This is a genomic window from Nocardia sp. NRRL WC-3656 (genome assembly GCF_000720265.1).
In the GTDB taxonomy this organism is placed as follows: Bacteria; Actinomycetota; Actinomycetes; order Mycobacteriales; family Mycobacteriaceae; genus Nocardia; species Nocardia nova.
In genome coordinates, this window is sequence record NZ_JOJF01000031.1 from 1 (window position 1) to 19,205 (window position 19,205).

23 protein-coding genes and 2 pseudogenes are annotated in these 19,205 nt (G+C 67.1%); 8 read left to right on the forward strand and 17 right to left on the reverse strand.

Features of this window, described 5'->3' with window-relative positions; genetic code table 11:
- Positions 1-272: 272 nt before the first annotated feature.
- Both IG65_RS0128640 and IG65_RS39905 read left to right on the forward strand, forming a co-directional pair.
- Complete coding sequence (locus IG65_RS0128640) at positions 273-542, forward strand: SHOCT domain-containing protein (RefSeq protein WP_030518058.1); 270 nt, start codon at positions 273-275, stop codon at positions 540-542.
- A 79-nt stretch (positions 543-621) separates the two neighbouring features.
- Positions 622-831, forward strand: a pseudogene (locus IG65_RS39905) (hypothetical protein); the annotation flags it as partial.
- Here the strand turns inward: IG65_RS39905 and IG65_RS38700 are convergent.
- From IG65_RS38700 to IG65_RS0128680, 9 genes and pseudogenes are all read right to left on the reverse strand, one after another.
- Entirely contained in the window at positions 823-1,065 is a 243-nt protein-coding gene (locus IG65_RS38700; protein ID WP_197039968.1) for a hypothetical protein, read from the reverse strand. The pseudogene IG65_RS39905 and the gene IG65_RS38700 overlap by 9 nt on opposite strands.
- Positions 999-1,405, reverse strand: a pseudogene (locus IG65_RS39910) (methyltransferase domain-containing protein). The gene IG65_RS38700 and the pseudogene IG65_RS39910 overlap by 67 nt, the downstream one beginning before the upstream one ends.
- A 140-nt stretch (positions 1,406-1,545) precedes the next feature.
- A complete protein-coding gene (locus tag IG65_RS0128650) occupies positions 1,546-2,121 on the reverse strand; it encodes a hypothetical protein (RefSeq protein WP_030518059.1) in 576 nt (191 codons plus the stop codon).
- A 7-nt stretch (positions 2,122-2,128) separates the two neighbouring features.
- Positions 2,129-3,043: a zinc metalloprotease HtpX gene (gene htpX, locus IG65_RS0128655; RefSeq protein WP_030518060.1), complete on the reverse strand. Its 915-nt coding sequence runs from the start codon at positions 3,041-3,043 to the stop codon at positions 2,129-2,131.
- Positions 3,044-3,048: 5 nt separating this feature from the next.
- Positions 3,049-3,327 carry a hypothetical protein gene (locus tag IG65_RS0128660; protein WP_030518061.1) on the reverse strand — a complete coding sequence of 93 codons (279 nt, stop codon included), beginning with the start codon at positions 3,325-3,327 and terminating at the stop codon, positions 3,049-3,051.
- Positions 3,324-4,064 (reverse strand): PspA/IM30 family protein, encoded by a 741-nt coding sequence (locus IG65_RS0128665; protein WP_030518062.1) that lies wholly within the window; start codon positions 4,062-4,064, stop codon positions 3,324-3,326. The genes IG65_RS0128660 and IG65_RS0128665 overlap by 4 nt, the downstream gene beginning before the upstream one ends.
- 280 nt (positions 4,065-4,344) lie before the next feature.
- A complete protein-coding gene (gene fetB / locus IG65_RS0128670; protein WP_030518063.1) occupies positions 4,345-5,124 on the reverse strand; it encodes an iron export ABC transporter permease subunit FetB in 780 nt (259 codons plus the stop codon).
- Complete coding sequence (locus tag IG65_RS0128675) at positions 5,121-5,783, reverse strand: ATP-binding cassette domain-containing protein (RefSeq protein ID WP_030518064.1); 663 nt, start codon at positions 5,781-5,783, stop codon at positions 5,121-5,123. Before IG65_RS0128675 ends, fetB begins: the two co-directional genes overlap by 4 nt.
- Before the next feature lie 161 nt (positions 5,784-5,944).
- A complete protein-coding gene (locus IG65_RS0128680; RefSeq protein ID WP_197039961.1) occupies positions 5,945-6,430 on the reverse strand; it encodes a nitroreductase/quinone reductase family protein in 486 nt (161 codons plus the stop codon).
- Between the two features lie 251 nt (positions 6,431-6,681).
- Between IG65_RS0128680 and IG65_RS0128685 the strand changes: the two genes are divergently transcribed.
- Positions 6,682-7,302, forward strand: a complete 621-nt coding sequence (locus tag IG65_RS0128685; RefSeq protein ID WP_231509488.1) for a GNAT family N-acetyltransferase — start codon at positions 6,682-6,684, stop codon at positions 7,300-7,302.
- On the opposite strand, the gene IG65_RS0128690 is transcribed toward IG65_RS0128685, so the two are convergent.
- From IG65_RS0128690 to IG65_RS0128700, 3 genes are all read right to left on the reverse strand, one after another.
- Complete coding sequence (locus IG65_RS0128690) at positions 7,256-8,800, reverse strand: AMP-binding protein (protein WP_030518067.1); 1,545 nt, start codon at positions 8,798-8,800, stop codon at positions 7,256-7,258. The genes IG65_RS0128685 and IG65_RS0128690 overlap by 47 nt on opposite strands.
- Before the next feature lie 8 nt (positions 8,801-8,808).
- Positions 8,809-9,936: a DUF5938 domain-containing protein gene (locus IG65_RS0128695; RefSeq protein WP_030518068.1), complete on the reverse strand. Its 1,128-nt coding sequence runs from the start codon at positions 9,934-9,936 to the stop codon at positions 8,809-8,811.
- Positions 9,937-9,998: 62 nt separating this feature from the next.
- A complete protein-coding gene (locus IG65_RS0128700) occupies positions 9,999-10,802 on the reverse strand; it encodes an SDR family NAD(P)-dependent oxidoreductase (RefSeq protein ID WP_030518069.1) in 804 nt (267 codons plus the stop codon).
- Between the two features lie 227 nt (positions 10,803-11,029).
- Between IG65_RS0128700 and IG65_RS0128705 the strand changes: the two genes are divergently transcribed.
- Positions 11,030-11,698, forward strand: coding sequence for a TetR/AcrR family transcriptional regulator (locus tag IG65_RS0128705; RefSeq protein ID WP_051757120.1), 669 nt, complete (start codon positions 11,030-11,032; stop codon positions 11,696-11,698).
- A gap of 106 nt (positions 11,699-11,804) precedes the next feature.
- Here IG65_RS0128705 and IG65_RS0128710 read toward each other — a convergent pair whose 3' ends face one another.
- Complete coding sequence (locus IG65_RS0128710) at positions 11,805-12,182, reverse strand: hypothetical protein (RefSeq protein WP_197039962.1); 378 nt, start codon at positions 12,180-12,182, stop codon at positions 11,805-11,807.
- 233 nt (positions 12,183-12,415) lie between these two features.
- Between IG65_RS0128710 and IG65_RS0128715 the strand changes: the two genes are divergently transcribed.
- The gene (locus IG65_RS0128715) at positions 12,416-12,721 is read left to right on the forward strand and encodes a hypothetical protein (RefSeq protein WP_030518072.1); all 306 of its coding nucleotides are present in this window, start codon (positions 12,416-12,418) and stop codon (positions 12,719-12,721) included.
- 81 nt (positions 12,722-12,802) lie between these two features.
- On the opposite strand, the gene IG65_RS0128720 is transcribed toward IG65_RS0128715, so the two are convergent.
- Complete coding sequence (locus IG65_RS0128720) at positions 12,803-13,153, reverse strand: helix-turn-helix domain-containing protein (RefSeq protein ID WP_030518073.1); 351 nt, start codon at positions 13,151-13,153, stop codon at positions 12,803-12,805.
- Between the two features lie 143 nt (positions 13,154-13,296).
- Between IG65_RS0128720 and IG65_RS0128725 the strand changes: the two genes are divergently transcribed.
- Positions 13,297-14,160 (forward strand): NAD(P)-dependent oxidoreductase, encoded by an 864-nt coding sequence (locus tag IG65_RS0128725; RefSeq protein WP_030518074.1) that lies wholly within the window; start codon positions 13,297-13,299, stop codon positions 14,158-14,160.
- Positions 14,161-14,282: 122 nt separating this feature from the next.
- Here the strand turns inward: IG65_RS0128725 and IG65_RS0128730 are convergent, their stop codons facing one another.
- Positions 14,283-14,753 (reverse strand): hypothetical protein, encoded by a 471-nt coding sequence (locus IG65_RS0128730; RefSeq protein WP_156055827.1) that lies wholly within the window; start codon positions 14,751-14,753, stop codon positions 14,283-14,285.
- A 96-nt stretch (positions 14,754-14,849) separates the two neighbouring features.
- Positions 14,850-15,794 carry a LuxR C-terminal-related transcriptional regulator gene (locus IG65_RS0128735; protein ID WP_030518076.1) on the reverse strand — a complete coding sequence of 315 codons (945 nt, stop codon included), beginning with the start codon at positions 15,792-15,794 and terminating at the stop codon, positions 14,850-14,852.
- A gap of 128 nt (positions 15,795-15,922) precedes the next feature.
- On the opposite strand from IG65_RS0128735, the gene IG65_RS0128740 reads away from it, so the two are divergent.
- Both IG65_RS0128740 and IG65_RS0128745 read left to right on the forward strand, forming a co-directional pair.
- Entirely contained in the window at positions 15,923-17,362 is a 1,440-nt protein-coding gene (locus IG65_RS0128740; protein ID WP_030518077.1) for an amidase, read from the forward strand.
- 48 nt (positions 17,363-17,410) lie between these two features.
- Positions 17,411-18,649 carry a triacylglycerol lipase gene (locus tag IG65_RS0128745; RefSeq protein WP_030518078.1) on the forward strand — a complete coding sequence of 413 codons (1,239 nt, stop codon included), beginning with the start codon at positions 17,411-17,413 and terminating at the stop codon, positions 18,647-18,649.
- An 18-nt stretch (positions 18,650-18,667) separates the two neighbouring features.
- On the opposite strand, the gene IG65_RS0128750 is transcribed toward IG65_RS0128745, so the two are convergent.
- Positions 18,668-19,141 carry a hypothetical protein gene (locus tag IG65_RS0128750; protein WP_156055828.1) on the reverse strand — a complete coding sequence of 158 codons (474 nt, stop codon included), beginning with the start codon at positions 19,139-19,141 and terminating at the stop codon, positions 18,668-18,670.
- Positions 19,142-19,205 lie beyond the last annotated feature (64 nt).

A 19,205-nucleotide genomic window follows, 5' to 3' on the forward strand; every position in this document is an offset into this window, starting at 1 on the left:
AGTCCTTCGGAGCCTCGAACAAGGCAAAAACCCATCAGCTACACCCCACCGCTCTGGGCATCCAGGGCACCAACCCCAGACACCTACAAACTTAGGGAACCACGATGGACATGCAATCGCCGATGATGCAGGTCATGCATTCGATCATGATGTGGCTGCACCAACAGGGCATTTGCCCGATGCCGATGCAGATGTGATTCTCCCGCGCGCCGCCGTGCACTGCGATCGGCACGGTGCGCAACCAACCTGCGAACGAGGCGAAGGAGACGACGATGATGATGTGGTACGGCAACGGTCTGAGCGGGTGGGGCTATGCACTCATGATCATCGGCATGGTGATCTTCTGGGCACTCATCGGGGCCGGCATCGTGGCCCTGATCCGCTACAGCGGCAAGAGCGGCTCAGCCATTCGGAACACACCCCCGCAACAGCACGGGCCCAGCCCCCAACAGATCCTCGCCGAACGCTACGCGCGCGGAGAGATCGACGAGGAGGAATACATCCGGCGCACGAAAACACTCGGCACCGGCACAGCCGCGTAACCGAGGCCGGGTACCGACGATGTAGAAACCGCGCCGACGCTCCTCGAGGCGCGCCGACCGCATTGCGCATCGGCCGCGGCAAATCGCCGCCATGTCCATGTCAGGCTCCAGCATCATCGTCGCCCTCAACGCTTCGGCCCTCAAACGACTCCGGCTCCCCGACCACACCGGACAATGCCGACGCGCATCGACGCGATCAGCCCCGCTGCCGGTGACGCGGCGTGCTTGCGCTGCTGCACTGATCGAAAGCCGCTCCGGCGGACGCCGGCACGGTCGGCGGTCACCGTAGCCGGACAGAAGGTTTGGCAGCGGCGGCGAAAAACAGCGGCATGGCCAGCATCAACCGGTCGTTGCGACCACGATGGGTTTGCTCGGCGATCCATTCGTCCGCCTGCTCACGGGTGACGGCCCCGGCAGCGCAAGCATTCTCGGCGAGCCCCGAAAGCATCGGCACCATCAGGGTATCGACGAAGACCACGGTGCGAACCTCCACAGCCACGTCGGCGAAGCCGTTGTCCAGCAACAAATTCCGGTAGCCGCGAGCGACGCGGGACTGACGACAGCGCTTGCCCTGGCCGTCACGATCGTGCGAGTCAGGTCCGGATCGTCGGAGTCGATGATGAACGATTCCCAATCCTGCCCAACCAATACGACACGCCCACCGGACGCCAGCACTCGCCAGGCTTCGTTAAGCGCGGCGCGAGGATCGGCGAGCTCGTGAAACACCTTGTCGGCGCGGTAACCGTCCATCGAGGAATCCTCGAGCGGCGACGCCGTAGCGTCGCCGGACCGAAAATCGTTACCAGGCAAGCGATCTCGCGCCGTATCGAGCATCTGGTGAGGTCGACCCCGACCACACGCATCCCGCGCTGCGACAGTTCCGCCACGGCGCGACCGGAACCGCACCCCACGTCGACCACCGGCAATTCTCGCCTCGAACAACTGCCGGACCCCGACGTTTTGTCTGCGCCTGACAGCCGTGTCGAAACGCCGTTCTGTGTTTTCACGGCACAGGCGCATCCCACAGTGGGAACCAGCGCTCGAGTTCGGCTTCGATGGGGAGTTCGCGGGAAAGTGCTGCGCGGGTCTGGAGTTCGAGGGTGTTGTCGCGGCGTTGCGCGCCGGAGGGCGCGAACGGGTAGATGGTGCCCCGTTTGAACAGATAGACCAACCCGAGCCGGTGTGGCGGGAGGTCAGCGGTGGCGAAGCCGATGACGGTGCACAGCAGATTCGGGCCGAAACCGTTGTCGGACAGAGTGGAATTGATCGCGTGCAGCGCCGTCACCAATGCGGACAGGTCGGCAGTGTCTTGCCGGCAGGTGATCCAGGTGTAGCCGAATTCGTCGATCGTCACCGCCACTGCGATGGTCGGTTCGAGGTGCAGCAGATCGAGGATCTCGGCCTCGGACTGTCTTGCGCCTGCGCCCTCGGCCTGTTTGAAGCACACGGCACCAGCCCCGGTCGGGTGGACGTCCAGCGCCGCCTGCAGAGTGTAGGCAGCGGGTGGAACAGCGAACAGTACATCGAGATTCGGCTGCACCGGCTTGGTGCGGCCCAGCAGCGCGTTGAGGAATCCCATCTCGATTTCAGCTCTCCTGCCCGAGTTCGGTAGCCAGTGCGCCGAGCTGGTCCAGTCGCTGCTGGAGGCTCGGATGGGTGGACAGTAGCGTCGACCAGGTGGCGCCGGCGCCCAGCGCGGGTGCGAAGAAGAACGCATTGAACGGCTGCTCGGTGCGCAGGTCACGGCTGGGAATGCGACCGATGTCCCCGCTGATCTTGGTCAGCGCCGAGGCCAGCTCCGACGGGCGGCCGGTGAGGATCGCCCCAGCCCGGTCGGCGGCCAGCTCGCGATACCGTGACAGCGCTCGGATCAGCAGGAAGCTGATCGCGTAGACGGCCGCGGAGACCGCCATCACGGCCAGGACGACGAGAAAGAGGTTGTCGCCGTCGCGGCGGTCCCGGCTGCCACCGCCGAACATTGCGGAGTACAGCGTGAATCGTGCGATCAGGCCCGCCAGCACGCCCATGAACGATGCGGTGGTCATCACCACCACGTCCCGGTGTGCGATGTGGGAAAGCTCATGCGACAGCACACCATCGAGCTCATCGGCATCGAGCCGCTGCAGCAGGCCGGTAGTGACGGCGATGACAGCGCGGCGGGGGCTGCGACCGGTGGCGAACGCGTTGGGCATATCGAGGTCCGCGATGGCGACCTGCGGTTTGGGCATGTTCGCGGTCGCGCAGAGCCGGTCGATGATGCCGTGTAGCTGCGGCGCCTCCTCCGCGGTGACGACGCGAGCCCGCATCGCGTACAGAGCGATCCGGTCGGAGAACCAGAACTGCGCGAACAGCAGCCCGCCCACGATCACCACGACCACCACGACCGACTTGATCAGCACCACCAGCGCCGCGATGAACGCGACATAGATCAAGCCGAGCAAGAACATGGTCAATCCCATGCGGGCCGTGAGCCGATGGTCCGGCCGGAAACGGGTACGCATGGCAGTTATCCCGGAATCAGTCCGTCGTCGCGCAGCATCGCGTGAACCTCGGCCAGCGGCATGTCCGCACTGGGAAGGACCAGATCCGAGGCGACCAGCGCATCGTCGGCTACCGGGGTGGCAAGATCCCGGACCGTGGCCAGCATGCGGCCCAAGACGAGCGAGAACCCGGTGTCGTCTCCCGCGTCGGCGGCCTGCAGCAGCTCGTCGTCGAGCTCGTTGAGGTCGCTGAGGCGGGCGTCGTCGAGGGTGTATTGGCCTTCGCCGAGAATACGAACGATCATGATTGCGGCCTTTCCTTCGCATTCGCCTCGATCGCCGGCGTGAGTGAGCTTTTCAGTTGCGCCAGTTCGGCATCGACATCGCTGCCCCGGCCGGCGTCGAGGGCGGCCTGAATATCGTCACGCCGGCCGACCGGAGCGGTGGCATCTTCCAAGGCACCGGAGGCGATCAGCTCGTCCAGCGCTTGCGAGCGCGAACTCATCTGCGCTGTCTTGTCCTCGGCCCGCTGGATCGCCAGCCCGACATCGCCCATCTCCTCCGAGATGCCGGTGACAGCCTCGCTGATCTTGGTCTGCGCCTCCGCGGCGGTATAGGTAGCCTTGATCGTCTCCTTGCGAGTCCGGAACGCCTCCACCTTCGCCTGTAACCGTTGCGAGGCGGTGGTGAGCTTCGCCTCCTGCGCGGCCAGGTCGTCATACTGCGGCCGTAGCTGCTCGATCTGGGCGAGGGTTGCCGCGCGCCGAGTCAACGCCTCCCGAGCCAGGTCGTCGCGACCTTGCCCGACCGCCTGCCGGGCCTGCGTCTGCAGGCGGTCGGCGGCCTGCTGGAGCTGGTTTTGCTGCAGTTCGATGCGTTTGCGGCTGGTAGCGACATCCGCCAGGCCGCGCCGCACCTGCGCGAGCATCTCCAACTGCCGCTGATACGAGTAGTCGAGCACCTCACGTGGGTCCTCGGTGCGATCGAGCAGCTTGTTCGTCTTTACCCGGAACAACAGAGCGATACGTCGAGCGATACTCACTTCTCGTCACTTCCTCACATGTAGGAGACGCTGTCTCCACTGTCGTCGCCCACTTCGCTCGCGGCCAGGGACCTACGGCCCAATTTCGACTGTCCATGCGTACGGCCGGGGTCTTCGGCTGGGGGACTGCCTGCGCATTGCGGAGCAATGGCCTTGCCGCGATCTCAGCTGCGGTAGTTGGGATCGAGCAACCGCCCAACAGCTGTGCGCTACGCACCACCAGGAGAGGGAGGCGCAGTTCGGGGATCGCCGGGCGGGAAGCGCGGTTCACCGAAGGGGGTCAGCGGTCGGGTAGCCGTACAAGTCGCTGGGTGTCGTCGAACAAGGCCTGTTCGGCTACGCGGGCAGTAGTGAGGGCGCCCAGCGCGGTGGCGGCGAGCAGCATGTACATGACAACTATCTGGTAGCGGATCGCGGTGAGGGGGTCGACGCCGGCGAGGATGAGCCCGGTCATGGCGCCGGGCAGGCTGATCAGGCCGACGACTTTGGTGGAGTCGATCGCGGGGATCAGCGCGGTGCGCAGGGCCGAGCGACGATGTGGTGCGAACGCCTCTCGGGCCGAAAGGCCAAGGCACAACCGGGCTTCGATGGCCGGACGGGCATGCTGGGCGTCTTCGCGCAGACGGCGCAATGCGATGCCGGTGGCCTGCATGGCGGCGGAGACGATCATGCCGCCGACCGGGACCACGACGCGGGCTTGGGTGGAGATGATCCCGAGTGCGAGCAGCGCGCCGAGAGTGATGCCCGATCCGGTGGCCACGCCGATGGTGGCCGCGCGGGCCGCGTGCGGGAGACCGGCACCGCGCCGTGCGGCGACTTGCCCCGCGATGACGATCATGACCAGGACCCAGCCGAGAGCGCCGGGCAGCCCGGTGTGCCGGACCAGGATCAGCAAGAGCGCGCCGACCGCGACCAACTGGATACCGGCACGAGCGGCGGCGACGAGCAGTTCGCGGGTCAGGTGCAACTGCTGGCGGTAGGCGATGGCGGCGGCTACCGCCACCAGTGCCAGCGATGTCGCCACCCCGCCCCAGCCGGGCACCGAAAGGCCCGCTGTCATTTCGTGTTCCGTGGTTCGAGGGGACGGGAACTACGGGTCAGCCGCCCGTGGTGAAGCGACCAGATCGTGTCGGCGACGCCGTCGACGAAGTCGGTGTCGTGGCTGACCAGCACGACGGTGCCGCCGTCGCGGGTGTGGGTACGGATGAGTTCGGCGACCGCGGTGGCGGAGTTCTTGTCGAGAGCGGAGGTCGGCTCGTCCAGCAGCAGCACTTCGGGTTCGACGGCGAGTGCGCGGGCCAGGCAGACTCGTTGGGCTTGACCGCCGGACAGTTGAGCGCATCGACGGGTGGCGAACTCCGGTCCCAACCCCAGCAGGGACAGCAACTGCTCGAGACGCTGCGTAGCCAAATCCGCTCGGGCATACCGGATCTCCTCGGAGACGGTATCGGTGAGCAGGACGGGCTGTTGTCCGACGAGCCCGACGCGACGACGGAGGTCGAGTACGTCGAGGCTGGTGATCGGCGTGCCGTCGAGCAGGATGGTGCCGCTGGTGGGTTCGGCGAGCCGGTTGAGCAGCCGCAGCAGTGTCGTCTTCCCGGCGCCGCTGGGCCCGACGACCGCCGAGCAGGCGCCACGGGCGAATTCCGCGTCGGCGTCGACGAGCACCGTGGTGGTGTCGTGGCCGGCGGTGACGCGGTCGAGGGAGATGGCAGACATGGGTTCCAAACAGGTTCAGCTGATGGGCTCGAATTCCCACAGCACCGGAGTGCCGTCAGGGCCTTTCGGGATCGGTACGTAGCAGTGGTGGGTAGCGGGGTCCACCGCGAGCGCCGGATGCCGAGGGGCCGCGAGAACTTCGCATTTCACCTCAACCGGAGCTAGCGTGCGGGTTCGATCCGGAAGACCGGGTACCGGTCCGCGATCTGCTCGAACTCACCGAGCGGGGCGGTGCGATCGATCAGAAAGTGCGGACGTGCGCCGGGAGCCACAGCAAGGTAACGGCGCAGAATCGGCGCCCGCTCCCCCACCTCCACCTCGGTGAGCCGCACCTCCTCACGACCGCGCCGGAGCAGGAACGCACGACCGTGCGCCGCACGAACATTGCGCACCCACCCCGCCTCCGCGCCCAGCATCGACACCAGGTACCGCTGCCCCTCGTACTCGGCGACCGCGATCGGAAGCCGCACCGGGCGCCCGGTACGCCGACCGGACACTTCCAAAGTCATGGCGTAGCCAGGGGACAACACACCCGCCGAATACATCCACTCCGAGGCCCGATTCAATACCCGGGCCAATCTCCCCGGCCGGTCACCCCGATACATCCGGCGTTTCGCCGCATACAGCAGATCCCGCACCCGGCCCATCCGATCCACCTTCCCTCGCCTGCCCCAGCGGTACCGCAAGACGGTAGCGCCTCCACTGTGCACCACGGGGTCTCCACACGAGGCAATAAAACCGTCGGAGTTGGTTTCGTGAAAATCTCCCTCCGCAGATAGCAGACTATGAGCCCGGGACCACACCCGGCAACGATTCCCACAGCCGGTACCAGCCGACCTCGACGCTCCAAAATATCGGCTTGCAAGCCCCGGAATCCGTGGCCACCATCGTGCGATGAGTGCTGAAACGTTCGGCGGCCTTGGCGCCCGGGATCACGCCGCCGCGCCGAGTCGAGGTGGATCGTCTGTTGATCCGCCAATGGCAGCCCGAGGACGTGACGGCGCGATGGCGAGCGATCACGGCGTCTTTCGATCATCTGTGTCCATGGTGGGGCGACAGTCTGATCGAACTGACAACGCTCGCCGGTCAGCGCGCTCATATCGAGCAGATCGCACGCTGGCCCGACAATGGCGGATCTTTCCGCTACGGCGTCTTCGACGGCGACAACACCGTGCTCGGGGGTGTCGACTTGCACGACAGGGTCGGTTGCCGGGCAATCGAACTCGGCTACTGGTGCCATATCGCCCACACCGGTCGCGGTGTGATCACCCGCGCCTCGGCAGCCCTGACCGAGACCGCGCTCCGCCTTCCCGGCATCGATCGGGTCGAAATCCACTGCGACGCAGCCAACACTCGCAGCGCCGCCGTCGCCCGTAGGCTCGGATTTCACCTCGACCGGACCGAACGGCGCGATAAGGCCGCCCCCAACGACTCCGGCCACATGATGTTTTGGATCCGGCACTCGTCGGGGCTCACGTCGTCCGCATGTCCAGCATCTTCGCCCGGACCTCGTTCTTGAGGATCTTGCCCACCTTCGAGCGAGGCAGCTCATTCCAGATCTCGATGTCCTTGGGCGCCTTCACACTTCCGATCCGTTGCTTGACGAAGGCTATGATGTCGTCGCCTGCGGTGTCGTGGCCGGCGCGGAGTTCGATTGCGGCGGTGACGCGTTCGCCCCACTTGGCATCGGGGAGGCCGACCACCGCCGAATCCTTGACCGCCGGATGTGCCGACAGGGCCTGCTCCACTTCCGCCGAATAGACGTTGAACCCGCCGGTGATGATCATGTCCTTCGCGCGGTCGACCACGAACAGGAAGCCGGCGTCGTCCAGATAACCGATATCACCCGTGTGATGCCATCCGAAGGCGCTGACCTCCGCTGTCGCCGTGGGGTTTTCGTGATAGCCGTCCATCACCAGCGGTCCGCGGACGACGATCTCGCCGCGCTCTCCGCGCGGAAGCAGTGTGCCCGCCGCGTCCATGATGGCGACGGTGGTCAATGGCGTCGGCCGGCCCGCCGACGTGAGACGCTCGGTCGCCACCGATCCGTCCGGGCGGAAGTGGTCGGCCGGTGCCAGCGTGGCGATCATGTTCGGGGCCTCGGTCTGCCCAAACAGCTGACCGAGAACGGGTCCGATCCGATGCAGGGCCTCTTCGAGCCGGGTCGGCGACATGGGAGCCGCGCCGTACCACAGACAGCGCAGTGATCCGAGGTCGCGGCTGTCGAGGTCGGGATGGTCGAGGACGCCGTAGACAACGGTCGGCGGGAGGAAGGCGTGGGTTATGCGGTGCCGCTCGATCGACGCGAGGAATTCGCCGATGTCGGGCGCCGGCATGATCACGACTTCGCCGCCGAGGCTCAGGATCGGAAAGGTCAGCACACCGGCGGAATGCGTCAACGGCGCGAGCGCGAGGTAGCGCGGCCGGTCACCGAACGGGTAGCTCATCAACGTCAGCGCCGTCGAGGTCATCATGTTGTCCTCGGTGAGCCGCACACCTTTCGGCCGCCCCGTGGTGCCCCCGGTGCCGGCCAGCATGCACAGGCCGCCCTCCGGCCGGCGCGTCTCGTCGGGCTGCGCGAGATGCTCGGCGAGCCAGTCGTCGTAGCGCATCGCCCACTCGAATTCGCCGTCGAGACAGACGAGCCATTCCAGGCGGGGCAGGACGCCGCGGATCCGGTCGACGAGCCCGGCGAACTTCTCCTGGAAGAACAGCAGCCGGCATCCGAACAGGTCGAACAGCTGCCGGTTCTCGTCGGCCTCGTTGCGGGGATTGACCGGGCACCACACCGCGCCCGCCCGCGATATGCCGAATACGCAGGTGAGCGCGAGGGGGTCGTTGGCCGACAGCACTGCCACCCGGTCGCCCGCCTCGATACCGGTGTGCTGCAGCGCACCCGCGATGCGGACGGATCGATCCTGGACCTCGCCGTAGCTGGCGGTCACGCCGCCGGTCGTGAGGCAGGGTTCCCCACGACCGAGCGACGCACCCTTGTCGAGATAATCTGCGAGACGCATCGTGGACCTCAGCGGTGCACGCTGACGATGGGATCGAGCACGAGCCCGAACGCGCGCAGCGTCCCGAGCAGTTCCCGATGCCCGAAAGCTTGGCAGCTGGAAGCGAATCCGACGCGCCGCGGTGGGCCCTGCAGCAGTTCGGCGGCGGCGTGCGCGTTGAGCAGGGCCGTCTGCTTGTAGTTGCAGTTGCCGTGGATCACGCAGTGCGCGCGCCCGAGCGGACCGGAGGCGTACACCGAGTCCAACGAGGTGTTGATCCGGGGGTTCTCCCGCGGCGGCATCTCGCTGCGAATCGCTGCCGACTGCTCGTCGATGATCCGGTACTTCTCCTCCTCCGACTTACCTTCCATCTGCTGCAACGCCGCGGCCACCAACACCGGAACACCTTGCATCAGTGGACGATTGAACACGCCACCCAGCGCGCGGGCGTTGGCGACGCGTGGATCGTTCTTGAACCACACCGGGTGTGAGGTGCCGCCCCAGGGCAGCGCCAGGCCGAGTTCGTGCTGTCCCGGCACGCTGACGGTGTAGAGCCCCTCCTCGGGAGGCCATTCGACGTACTCGTTCTGTTCCAGGTAGTACGCCTTGGCGAAGGCCGCGTTGGTGAGGATGGTGTTGGTCGAGGCCACGGTGGGATGGCCCTTCCAGAACACCTGGATGTCGAGGGTGTCGAGGCCGGGATTCTCCAGGCAGATGTTCGCGGCGATCTCACCGATCGAGTACATCTGCGCAAGGCCGGGCGTGAGAAGCACTCCGCGCGAGGCGAAGTCGGCGCTGTAGCGGTCCTGCGCGGCGATCATCCAGTTCTGCTCACCGTTGGTGTCGGTGTAGTGGGCGCCGATCTCCAGGCAGGCTTGCACTACTTCGTGGCCGTAGCGAGCGAAGGGACCGACGGTGTTGAGCACGACATCCGCGCCTCGGAATGCCTCGGCCAGTGCGGCGGTGGTGTGCTCGACCTCGACGATCTCGTGGTCGACGGTGTCGATGCCCGGCACGGCCTCGACGGCGGCTTTGACGCGTCCGTGGTCGCGACCGGCGGCGAGGAACGGAATGTTGTACTCGCGCAAGTACTCACAGATAAGACGACCGGTGTAACCGGAGGCACCGTAGACGACGACGCGCTTGTCGGTGGGCATGGCTGAACTCCTCTGAAGGTGGGGGTGTAGGTGAAAGCTGTTGCGACGGTGGAAGGTCCGGGCTACATCCCCATACCTCCGTCGACCGGGAGGCCCGCTCCGGTGATGAATTTCGCCGCGTCCGAGACGAGGAAGACGACGGCGTCGGCCATATCGTCGACCTGACCGAGGCGGCCGAGCGGCGTGAGCTCGGCAACGGCTTGCGCGGCGGCCTCGGGAGAGGGGAAGAGCCCGAGTTCGGCGCAGTCGACGGCGAGCTTGTTGCCCATGGCGGTCGGGGTCAGCGCCGGGTAGATGCAGTTGACCCGCACGCCGTAGCCGAGTTTGCCGGATTCGGCCGCGGCGACCCTGGTGAGGCGGTCGATGCCGGATTTGGTCGCCGAGTACATGCTGATGCCCGGGAACGCGATCGTCGCCGCCACCGACGCGATGTTGACCACCGCTCCCCCGTTGCCGGCCACACCGCCGGGACGCATGGCGCGGAACGCGTGCTTGATACCGAGGGCGGTGCCCAGCAGGTTGATCTCCATCATCTTCGATGTCGCTACGGGGTCGAGATCGACCAGCAGGTTCGTGACCTCGACGCCCGCGTTGTTCACGACGATGTCCAGTCCGCCCAGCGCCTGCACCGTGGTGGTGGTCGCGGCCTCCCATGCGGCGTCGTCGGTGACATCGAACGCGATGAATTCGGCTTTCGCCCCTGCCTTCCGCAGCGCCTCGACGGCTTGCCGGCCGCCCTCGACGTCGATGTCGCCGATCGCCACCGAGGCACCCGCCGCCGCGAGCGCTCGAGCCATGCCGGCCCCCAGGCCCTGTGCCCCACCGGTCACCAATGCGGTGCGGCCGGCCAGGTTGTAGCTCGTCATATCGATACCTCTTCGTCGAGATCCGCAAGCGTCGCGAACTTGCGAGCGTGATGTAGGAGACAGTCATCAGTCGATGTGTCGCAGGCCACAGTAAGCGGAAATCTTGACACTCGTCAAGACTTTTCTTGACAGACGTCAAGACTTCCTTGGACACTCGTCAAAAGGACGCCGCACGGGCACCGCTACACTCACAGGACAGACATGACGTGACCCGGACAGGACTCAACGTGACGCAGGTCGCCGACCCCAAAGCCCGCGTGGAAGAACGTGCCCGCGACAAGTTCCAGGCGCGGCGCAACGAGCTGGCCAGGGCCACTCTGCACACGCTGGCCGAACTCGGTTACGCACGCACGAGCCTGCGCGAGATCGCACAGAATTCCGAGTACTCGCACGGCGTACTGCACTACTACTTCACCGACAAACTCGACCTGATCGCCCACGCCGTACGCCAATACGAGGCGGTCTGCGTGACCCGCTACGACGAGGTCTGCGCGGCGGCCGAGAGCGCCGAGCAGCTGCGTACCGAGTTCGCCGCGACCTTCTTCGGCACCCTCCAGGCCGACGCGGCGATACACCGGCTCTGGTACGACCTGCGCAACCAGAGCCTGTTCGACGACTCGTTCCGCGCCGACGTCCTCGACATCGAGGCCCGCCGGGAGGAGATGATCTGGCGGGTCGTCTCACGTTACTGCGAACTTTCCGGCACGGAACCGGCGCTGACGCCCGCCACCGTCTACGTCACCATCGACGGGATCTTTCAGCGCACACTTCTGCACCACATCGCCGGCCGGGCAGCCGAAATCGACCGAGCCCGCGACCAGCTCGACGCGGTTTTCGCCCTACTGAGCGCACCGACCGGCCGAAACCGGAACGAGGCGGCCTCACCACCGAAGTGAGACGGAACCGGCAATCCCACACTCCCCCGATCTCCGAATGAAGTGGCGCTCTGCGAGCCGAAAGGTTTTCGGTCCGTTGCGCTTTCGAGGGCGTGGGGGCCGGTTGTCATGGCTGGGTGAAGAACTCGCGGAGGGAGGGGGCGACGGCGGTGGGGTTGCCGCCGCTGTTGGTCTGGCTGGGGTCGGCGGGTAAGCCGTGGTCCAGGCCGGGCAGCGTCACGCGCCGGTTGTGCGGGAGGGTGGCGGCGAGGTCGTCGAGGGCGGGCATGAGGAAGCGCGGGCCCTTCTTCGTACCGGACATCAACAGCACGTCCTGGTCGAGATTCGCGAAAGTGGTCAGCGTGCCTGCCATTTGGCCCAGAATGACGCAATCCCAGCGCAGAGTGGGGGCGAGCGCGCGCATGGTCACGTCGCCGGGGCCGGCCTTCTTGTCCTCGGCGGACATGGCCTTGTCGGTGAGGGCGGCGAGCAGGCCGCGGGGCATGACACGCATCGCGGCGGGGCCAGATCGAAGCCGTACATGCAGGTGATCAGGGCCGCGCCGACCTTACCGGCGGCCATTTCCCGGTCGAAGCGGGGCAGCCAGTCGGTGTAGCGGGTCTCACTAGTTCCCTGGGCGCTGTCCATGTAATGGATCCAGCAGACGCCAGGAAAACCCGGCGCCGACACGAGCCGCACACCGTGATCGCGGACAGGTGTCGCGACTAAGTTGCCGATATGGCTCTCGCGCTCGACCCACCCGTGGTCGCCTCCGCGACCGACACCGGCCTGATCCTCGACGTCGTCAGCATCACCATCGCCGACCCCCTCGGCCGCGGCGAACCCCACCTGCGACTACGCGACGGCACCACGATCGCACTGCCTGTACCGCTGCGCGACTGGGCGATGACCATGCTCGTCACCCACCACCACCGCGCCGGCGACGAAGTCCCGATCTTCCCTTGCCGCATCGAGTTCGGCGTCCGCGACGGCCACATGTACGCCCGACCCCTATCCCCCGCCGAACACCACGACGCGCAGTAGCGGGATCGACGCCACCCACGGTCCGGTCGCCACGGCGGCCGCCTTACGCCACGGCTCGTTCGTCACCGCCCAGCGTCCGGGTCAGCCGTGGACTCGCGATGCGCCGATCCGGTCGATGCGTGCGCGCCCCCACGCTCCGAGCGGTGCCAAGGCGGCGTTCAGCGCCGAACCCAGTTCGGTGAGTTCGTATTCCACGCGCGGCGGAACCTCCGGGAAGACGTTGCGGGTGATGATGTCGTCTTCCTCGAGTTCGCGCAGATGCTGGATGAGCATCTTCTCCGAGACACCGGGCAGCCCACGGCGGAGTTCCCCGAAGCGGCGGACGCCGTGTGCTTCCAGCTCCCAGAGGATGAGCGGTTTCCACTTGCCGCCGAGCACGTCCATGGCGGCGTCGATGCCGCAGAAATATGGTCCGGATCTCTTCGCGCCCATCGGCACCCTCGCTACCTGTTCACACACCTGCTGGTAAGTACCCGACCGAATAGTAGGTACTTGTCGAATGAACGGCCCTGCCGCAGGGTTGATTCCAGCGCGCTGACCACAACGTTTCCCAGTTTCCAAGGAGTTGATCCGCAATGGCGGAACAGACGACAGTGACGGTTCTCGGGCTCGGCGCGATGGGCCGCGCACTGGCCGCGGCGTTCGTGCGAGGCGGCCACCCGACAACGGTGTGGAACCGGACCGCGGGCAAGGATGCCGACCTGATCGCCTCCGGCGCCACCCGCGCATCCTCGATCATCGACGCGGTGCGGGCGAGCGATGTCATCGTGACCGTGCTGCTCGACCACGCCTCCGTCCATGCCACGCTGGAACCGGTTGCCGGACAGCTACGGGGGCGGCAGCTGATCAATCTCACCAGTACCGCACCGGAGGAGGCTCGGGAGCTGGCCCGCTGGGCCGCCGCTCACGACATCGACCATCTCGACGGCGGCATCATGGCGGTCCCGCAGATGATCGGCGGGCCGGGCTCCTCGGTTCTCTACAGCGGATCCCGCGCGGTATTCGACGCGAATCGCGAAGCTCTCGAATTGCTCGGCACCGCAGAGTATTTCGGCGCGGACGCCGGTCTCGCCTCGCTGTACGACTTCGCCCTGCTGGCCGGGATGTACACGATGTTCACCGGATTCCTGCATGGTGCGGCCATGGTCGCCTCGGCCGGGCAGTCGGTCGCGGCGTTCTCCGATCGGGCCGCCGCATGGGCCAGTGCCATGTCGCAATCGCTGCCCGAGTACGGACGGATCATCGAATCCGGGGATTACACCACCGATCGGCAACATCTGGCCTTCCAGAAGGCGGCGCTGGACGCGATCGTGCGCGCCAGCCGCGATGCCGGCGTCGCCCTCGACATGGTCGCGCCCGTCAAGAATCTGATCGACCGCCAAGTCGCCGATGGGCACGGGGCACTGGCGTTCGCGCGAACCTTCGAAGAACTGCGATGAAGAGACCATGGTCCAGCCGGCGGTGAACCGACGTCGACACTCGCAGCCAGGTCCTCATGGAGGCGTGCACCGACCGGCTTCACAGCTTCCATCCGCGGCGGGATGACTCGCCGGCGAGCTACTCAGTGCGTTCGCGCCGGCGACAGGCGCGCGATCTGGTTCCGGAAGCTCTCACGAAGAGCAGCTTCTGTGAATTCCGAACGGGCGGCGGGATCTCTGGCGACTCGGCTCTCCCAATGGAGACGAGCGTCGTTCTTGGAGATCCTCTTCGCTCCATGCCCGGGCAGGGCCCGGTATGCGCCGGGTTGAGGGACGGGGCGGTGCATGAATGCCCAGCCGCCGGTCCAATCGATCCGCAACTGCAGGCGCGCACCGGGATAGAAGTCGAGGAGCCACCCTCGTCCGGTCAGCAGTGATCGCTCGAGGGACGGGACCTGCCGCGCGCGGCAGGTCGCCGCGATTTCAGGCGCGAGGCGGTCGAGGGCGACGATCACGTCCTGCCATGTCACAGGCGCGTCCGTCTCCGGCGCAGACTTGTTCGATTCCGGCTCTGCTTCCGGTGGCTGCCAGCGAATCCGCTGTCCGATCCCCACGGATGAACAGGTTCGCACGACTACCACATTCCTGCAAGCTAGCAGGCTCGAAGTGGGGGTCATGGAATAGGCCGGAGGCAAATTGCCTGCTAATGGTCACGCGGAACGGCGCAGCCCGAGGCCTGTCGCGTAGACGGCCGCGGCGGTCCGGTTGGACGATCCTGTGCGGCGCAGGATCGCCTCCACGTGGGTGGCGACCGTCGATGCGCCGATCCGCAGGGTGCGGGCTATCTCGGTGTTGGCCGCACCGCGCGAAAGCAGTTCCAGCACTTCGAGTTCCCGCAACGTCAGTCCCGCGGGCGGCGGCACGGGGCGGTGCCGGACGAGGGTGCCACCGCGCACCGCGTCCAGGCGGACCTCGTGCACTTGCGCGCCGTGGATCACCGTCACCGCCGCAGGCCGGTCACGACCGATCAGGGCCGCGGCCAGGTCCGTGCGGGCGCCCGCGGTCAACGGGCGTGGGATGCCGTCGCGATCGATGAGCAGGGCCTCCTCGCCTGCGCCGATCGCGATGGCGCCGCCGTTCGTCGGGCGCAGCGGATCGACGGCGGCGGCGAGCGCGTCGGAGACCAGGGTGGTCAGCGGCAGGGTGTGCTCGTCGAGCGGTGTGTAGGTACTCAGGTTCAGCAAGCCGAGGTAGCGGCCGTGCGGCGAGTACAGGCAGTGGCTGAGCCCGTCGCGAAAGCCGTTGCGCCGGATGACGTCGAAGACGACGCCGCGCCGTCGCCGCCCGTCCACGTCGTGCAGCAGTACCGGGAGCCTGGTCTCGCGCAGTTCGTCGTACAGCTCCATGGCCGGCATGGCGTCGTTGATCAGGTCCAGCGTCGGGGTGCTGTAGCCGAAGTTGGTGTAAGTGGTGTGCTCGCCGGTCATCGGGTCCGGGATCGACAGCGCGGCATGGTCGTAGGGCACCACTCGGCGCAGCGCGAACAGCAGACGGCCCGCCTGCTGTTTGAGGGGTTCGCCCTCGGGTGATCCGGCCGCCGCGTCCCGGAGTTCGAGCGCGGCGGCGAGACGCGCACGCACCGCCGACTCGCTCATGCGGTCATGGTAGGTGCGCGGCTAGCGACTTGTCCGCGATTGCGCCTCCGCAATTCTGCCGATACGCGCCGTGATGTTCGCTCCTACCCTTCGCCCATCCTGCCCGCGAAGCACGAGGAGAAAATCGCATGGATGTCGCCGAATACGCCGCACACGACGCCACCGGTCTGGCGGAGCTGATCCGCGACGGTCAGGTCAGCGCGGCCGAGGTCTGGACGGCCGCCGCGACCGCCCTGGACGCGGTCGAGCCCGAACTGGCCGCCGTGGCGGGCGAGCGCTTCGACAAACCGCTCGACTACGACGAGTCCGGTCCGTTCGCCGGTGTGCCGTTCGCGCTCAAGGACCTCATCGCGCACGCGGGCGGGGTGCCGAGCCGCAGCGGCAGCAGGCTGTTCGGTGCGGGTGTCGCCCACCCGGAGGACACCCATCTGGTGGCGCGGTTCCGCCGCGCGGGCCTGGCGATCGGCGCGATCACTCGCAGCCCGGAGTTCGGGTTCAATGCCACCACCGAAGCCCTCGCCTACGGCGGACCCAGCCGCAACCCCTGGGCCACCGACCGCAGCCCCGGCGGTTCCAGCGGCGCCTCGGCGGCACTGGTCGCCGGGGGCGCGCTGCCGATGGCGCACGCCAACGATGGCGGCGGCTCGATCCGCATCCCCGCCGCCGCGTGCGGTGTGGTCGGCCTCAAGCCGAGCCCTGGGCGGACCACACCCGGCCCGGACTTCGCCGACCCGCTGCTGGGGCTCGGCATCGAATTCGCCGTCACCCGCACCGTGCGCGACAGCGCGCGGCTGCTCGACGCGGTGCACGGCGCCGAGCCCGGCGACCGCTACCTGCTGCCCGGCCCGGTTCGCAGCTACGCCGAGCACGCCGCCGCCGGTTCGCGCCCACTACGAATCGCCGTCACCGCGACCCCGATGGACGCCGGCCGCGCCGTCGACCCGGAATGCGTGGCCGCGGTGAACCACGTGGCCGAGCGGTTGGCCGAGATGGGGCACATCGTCGAGGAGGCCGCGCCCGAACTCGATGTGGCGGCCTTCGACCAGGCCAACCTCGACGCGTGGTGCAGTTTCCTCGCCGACGCCGTCCTGGGTGCCTCGGCGCTGCTGGGCGTGCAGGCGAGCCGGGAGCACCTGGAGGCGACCACGCTGGCGTGCGTCGAATACGGAAAGACGCTGTCCGCCTTCGACATCTACGCCGCCGACCGGGTGTTCAATCAGACCACCCGCGCGGTCGCGGGTTTCCTCACCCGCTACGACGCGCTGCTGACGCCCACGACCAGCGCGCCGCCGATCCCGCTGGGGCACCTCGACGCCGACGACGCCTCGCTGAGCGCCCGCGAGTGGTACGACCGCATCTTCGACTACGGCAGCTTCACCGCGCTGTTCAACGTCACCGGTATGCCCGCCATCTCGCTGCCGCTGGCCCAATCCGCGGCGGGGTTGCCGATCGGCATCCAGTTCGCCGGCCGCCACGGCGACGAGGCCACGTTGCTGGCGCTGGCCGGGGATCTCGAGCGCGCCATGCCGTGGGCGGACCGCCGTCCGGCCGTGCACGCGGGGCGGTAGCAATCATGGCAGCTGACCATTTTCAGTGGACAGTCATACACTGAATGGGTGAGCGATCGGCAGGAGGAGATCGAGGCGCTCGCCCGATTGACCGGCGATGAACTAGGCGGTGCCGTCGATGGGATCGCCGCGGTACATCGCGCCGTCGCCGATCACGTTTTCGCTGCCGTGCGGCTGGGGGTCGGCCCGGCCGCACGTCCGGCGCAGGTGGTACACGACACCATCGCCGACAACGTGTACCGGATCGTCAGCGGTTCCGCGGTGGCGGCGGGCACGCTGGCCGGACATGCCGCGACGTTCTCCGAGGTGCCCACCCCGTCGCGCACGGTTTTCGGCTCCGGCTTGCTCGCGGCCCTGCAGGGGTTGATCGGCGACACTCTCGCCCAGCAGCGGCCGATTCTGGCCGCGCCCATGGCATTTCGGTCCGACGGCGACCCGGTGGCGCCGGAACGGCTCGTGGAGCACGTCACGAACCCGAGCAGTCGAGTCGTGATCTTCCTGCACGGTTTGGCGGAAACCGAACACGCGTGGCGTCTCGGCGGCAGACCGACCTACGCCGAACGACTCGAGGCCGATCTCGGCTGCACATCCCTTCAGGTGCGATACAACAGCGGTCTGCACATTTCCGAGAACGCCCAGCAACTGAACGACCTGTTACAGCGCCTGGCCGAGCACTGGCCGGTCGAGATCGAACAGTTGTCGCTGGTCGGCCATTCGATGGGCGGGCTCATCGCCCGCAGCGCGTGTTTCGACGCCGCCGAGGAGCGACGTTCCTGGGTACGGCACGTGCGCCAGCTGGTCTGCCTCGGGTCACCTCATCTGGGAGCACCGCTCGAGCAGATCGTCCATTACCTCTCCGCAGCACTGGTCCGCGTCCCGGAGACCCGCCCCTTCGGACGGCTCCTACGCCGCCGCAGTGCGGGCATCCGCGATCTGCGCGATGGTTCACTCGTCGACCAGGACTGGGACGGTGTGGACGCGGACGCGTTGCGCCGCAAAGCGATCCGCGAGATCCCACTCCTCGAGGGCGCCGATCACTACTTCGTCACCGCGACCATAACCCGCAGCCCGCGAAATCCCCTGGGCCGCTTGATCGGGGACGGTTTCGTGCTGACCACGAGCGGTTCGGGCCGGAATCGCGCCCGCCGCATAGGTTTCGACGACGACAACGGCCTGCACCTACCCGGCGCGCATCATTTCACGCTACTCAACCACGAGGCAGTCTATGAGGCATTGACCCACTGGCTGCGCGGCGAGCGCGAACAGAAGTCGCTTCGTCCAGGCTGACCCCGCCCGTTCGACCGATCACGCGTCATGTCCCGCATCGGGATTCGGCTCCAGTTGTTCGGACACGATCCAGCGACCGGTTGCCGGAAGCGCGCACAGGATGAGGATCAGCAGGCTCACAGCGATCGGCATGTACAAGAAGGCGAAGCCTCTGTTGACAAGTTGCACCACGCACCCGACCAGCGCCGCCCCCGACGCGAGGATCAACAGAACTCGGCCCGTCTGCATGTACATCAGCAGCAGGAATCCTCCGACAACCCAGGCCAGTCCGATGACAGCGGCGACGATGCCCATGACCACCAGGTCCGAGGATCGGCTGATCTCGGTCGGCGCTTCGCGGGCCTGATCCTCGATTCCGGCGATCGTGTAGAGAACCCACAAGATTCCGGCGATGCCGGTGAGCAGGCCTACTATCAGCGCTGTGACGGCTGCGGCGATGGCCGTCGCACCATGTGGCGCAAACGACTCCGGGTTTGCCTGCGGATCTCTCACAGCACCGCCCCCTCATCGTTTCGGGTGAGACTACCTCGCGGTGGCGAAAGCTGGAGAGGTCGTC

What these genes read in the sequence shown, in the direction of transcription:
- IG65_RS0128640 (WP_030518058.1), top strand. Translation starts at nt 273, where the DNA reads ATGATGATGTGGTACGGCAACGGTCTGAGCGGGTGGGGCTATGCACTC.
- IG65_RS0128650 (WP_030518059.1), bottom strand. Translation starts at nt 2,121, where the DNA reads ATGGGATTCCTCAACGCGCTGCTGGGCCGCACCAAGCCGGTGCAGCCG.
- htpX (WP_030518060.1), bottom strand. Translation starts at nt 3,043, where the DNA reads ATGCGTACCCGTTTCCGGCCGGACCATCGGCTCACGGCCCGCATGGGA.
- IG65_RS0128660 (WP_030518061.1), bottom strand. Translation starts at nt 3,327, where the DNA reads ATGATCGTTCGTATTCTCGGCGAAGGCCAATACACCCTCGACGACGCC.
- fetB (WP_030518063.1), bottom strand. Translation starts at nt 5,124, where the DNA reads ATGACAGCGGGCCTTTCGGTGCCCGGCTGGGGCGGGGTGGCGACATCG.
- IG65_RS0128675 (WP_030518064.1), bottom strand. Translation starts at nt 5,783, where the DNA reads ATGTCTGCCATCTCCCTCGACCGCGTCACCGCCGGCCACGACACCACC.
- IG65_RS0128680 (WP_197039961.1), bottom strand. Translation starts at nt 6,430, where the DNA reads ATGGGCCGGGTGCGGGATCTGCTGTATGCGGCGAAACGCCGGATGTAT.
- IG65_RS0128690 (WP_030518067.1), bottom strand. Translation starts at nt 8,800, where the DNA reads ATGCGTCTCGCAGATTATCTCGACAAGGGTGCGTCGCTCGGTCGTGGG.
- IG65_RS0128695 (WP_030518068.1), bottom strand. Translation starts at nt 9,936, where the DNA reads ATGCCCACCGACAAGCGCGTCGTCGTCTACGGTGCCTCCGGTTACACC.
- IG65_RS0128700 (WP_030518069.1), bottom strand. Translation starts at nt 10,802, where the DNA reads ATGACGAGCTACAACCTGGCCGGCCGCACCGCATTGGTGACCGGTGGG.
- IG65_RS0128710 (WP_197039962.1), bottom strand. Translation starts at nt 12,182, where the DNA reads ATGCCCCGCGGCCTGCTCGCCGCCCTCACCGACAAGGCCATGTCCGCC.
- IG65_RS0128715 (WP_030518072.1), top strand. Translation starts at nt 12,416, where the DNA reads ATGGCTCTCGCGCTCGACCCACCCGTGGTCGCCTCCGCGACCGACACC.
- IG65_RS0128720 (WP_030518073.1), bottom strand. Translation starts at nt 13,153, where the DNA reads ATGGGCGCGAAGAGATCCGGACCATATTTCTGCGGCATCGACGCCGCC.
- IG65_RS0128725 (WP_030518074.1), top strand. Translation starts at nt 13,297, where the DNA reads ATGGCGGAACAGACGACAGTGACGGTTCTCGGGCTCGGCGCGATGGGC.
- IG65_RS0128735 (WP_030518076.1), bottom strand. Translation starts at nt 15,794, where the DNA reads ATGAGCGAGTCGGCGGTGCGTGCGCGTCTCGCCGCCGCGCTCGAACTC.
- IG65_RS0128740 (WP_030518077.1), top strand. Translation starts at nt 15,923, where the DNA reads ATGGATGTCGCCGAATACGCCGCACACGACGCCACCGGTCTGGCGGAG.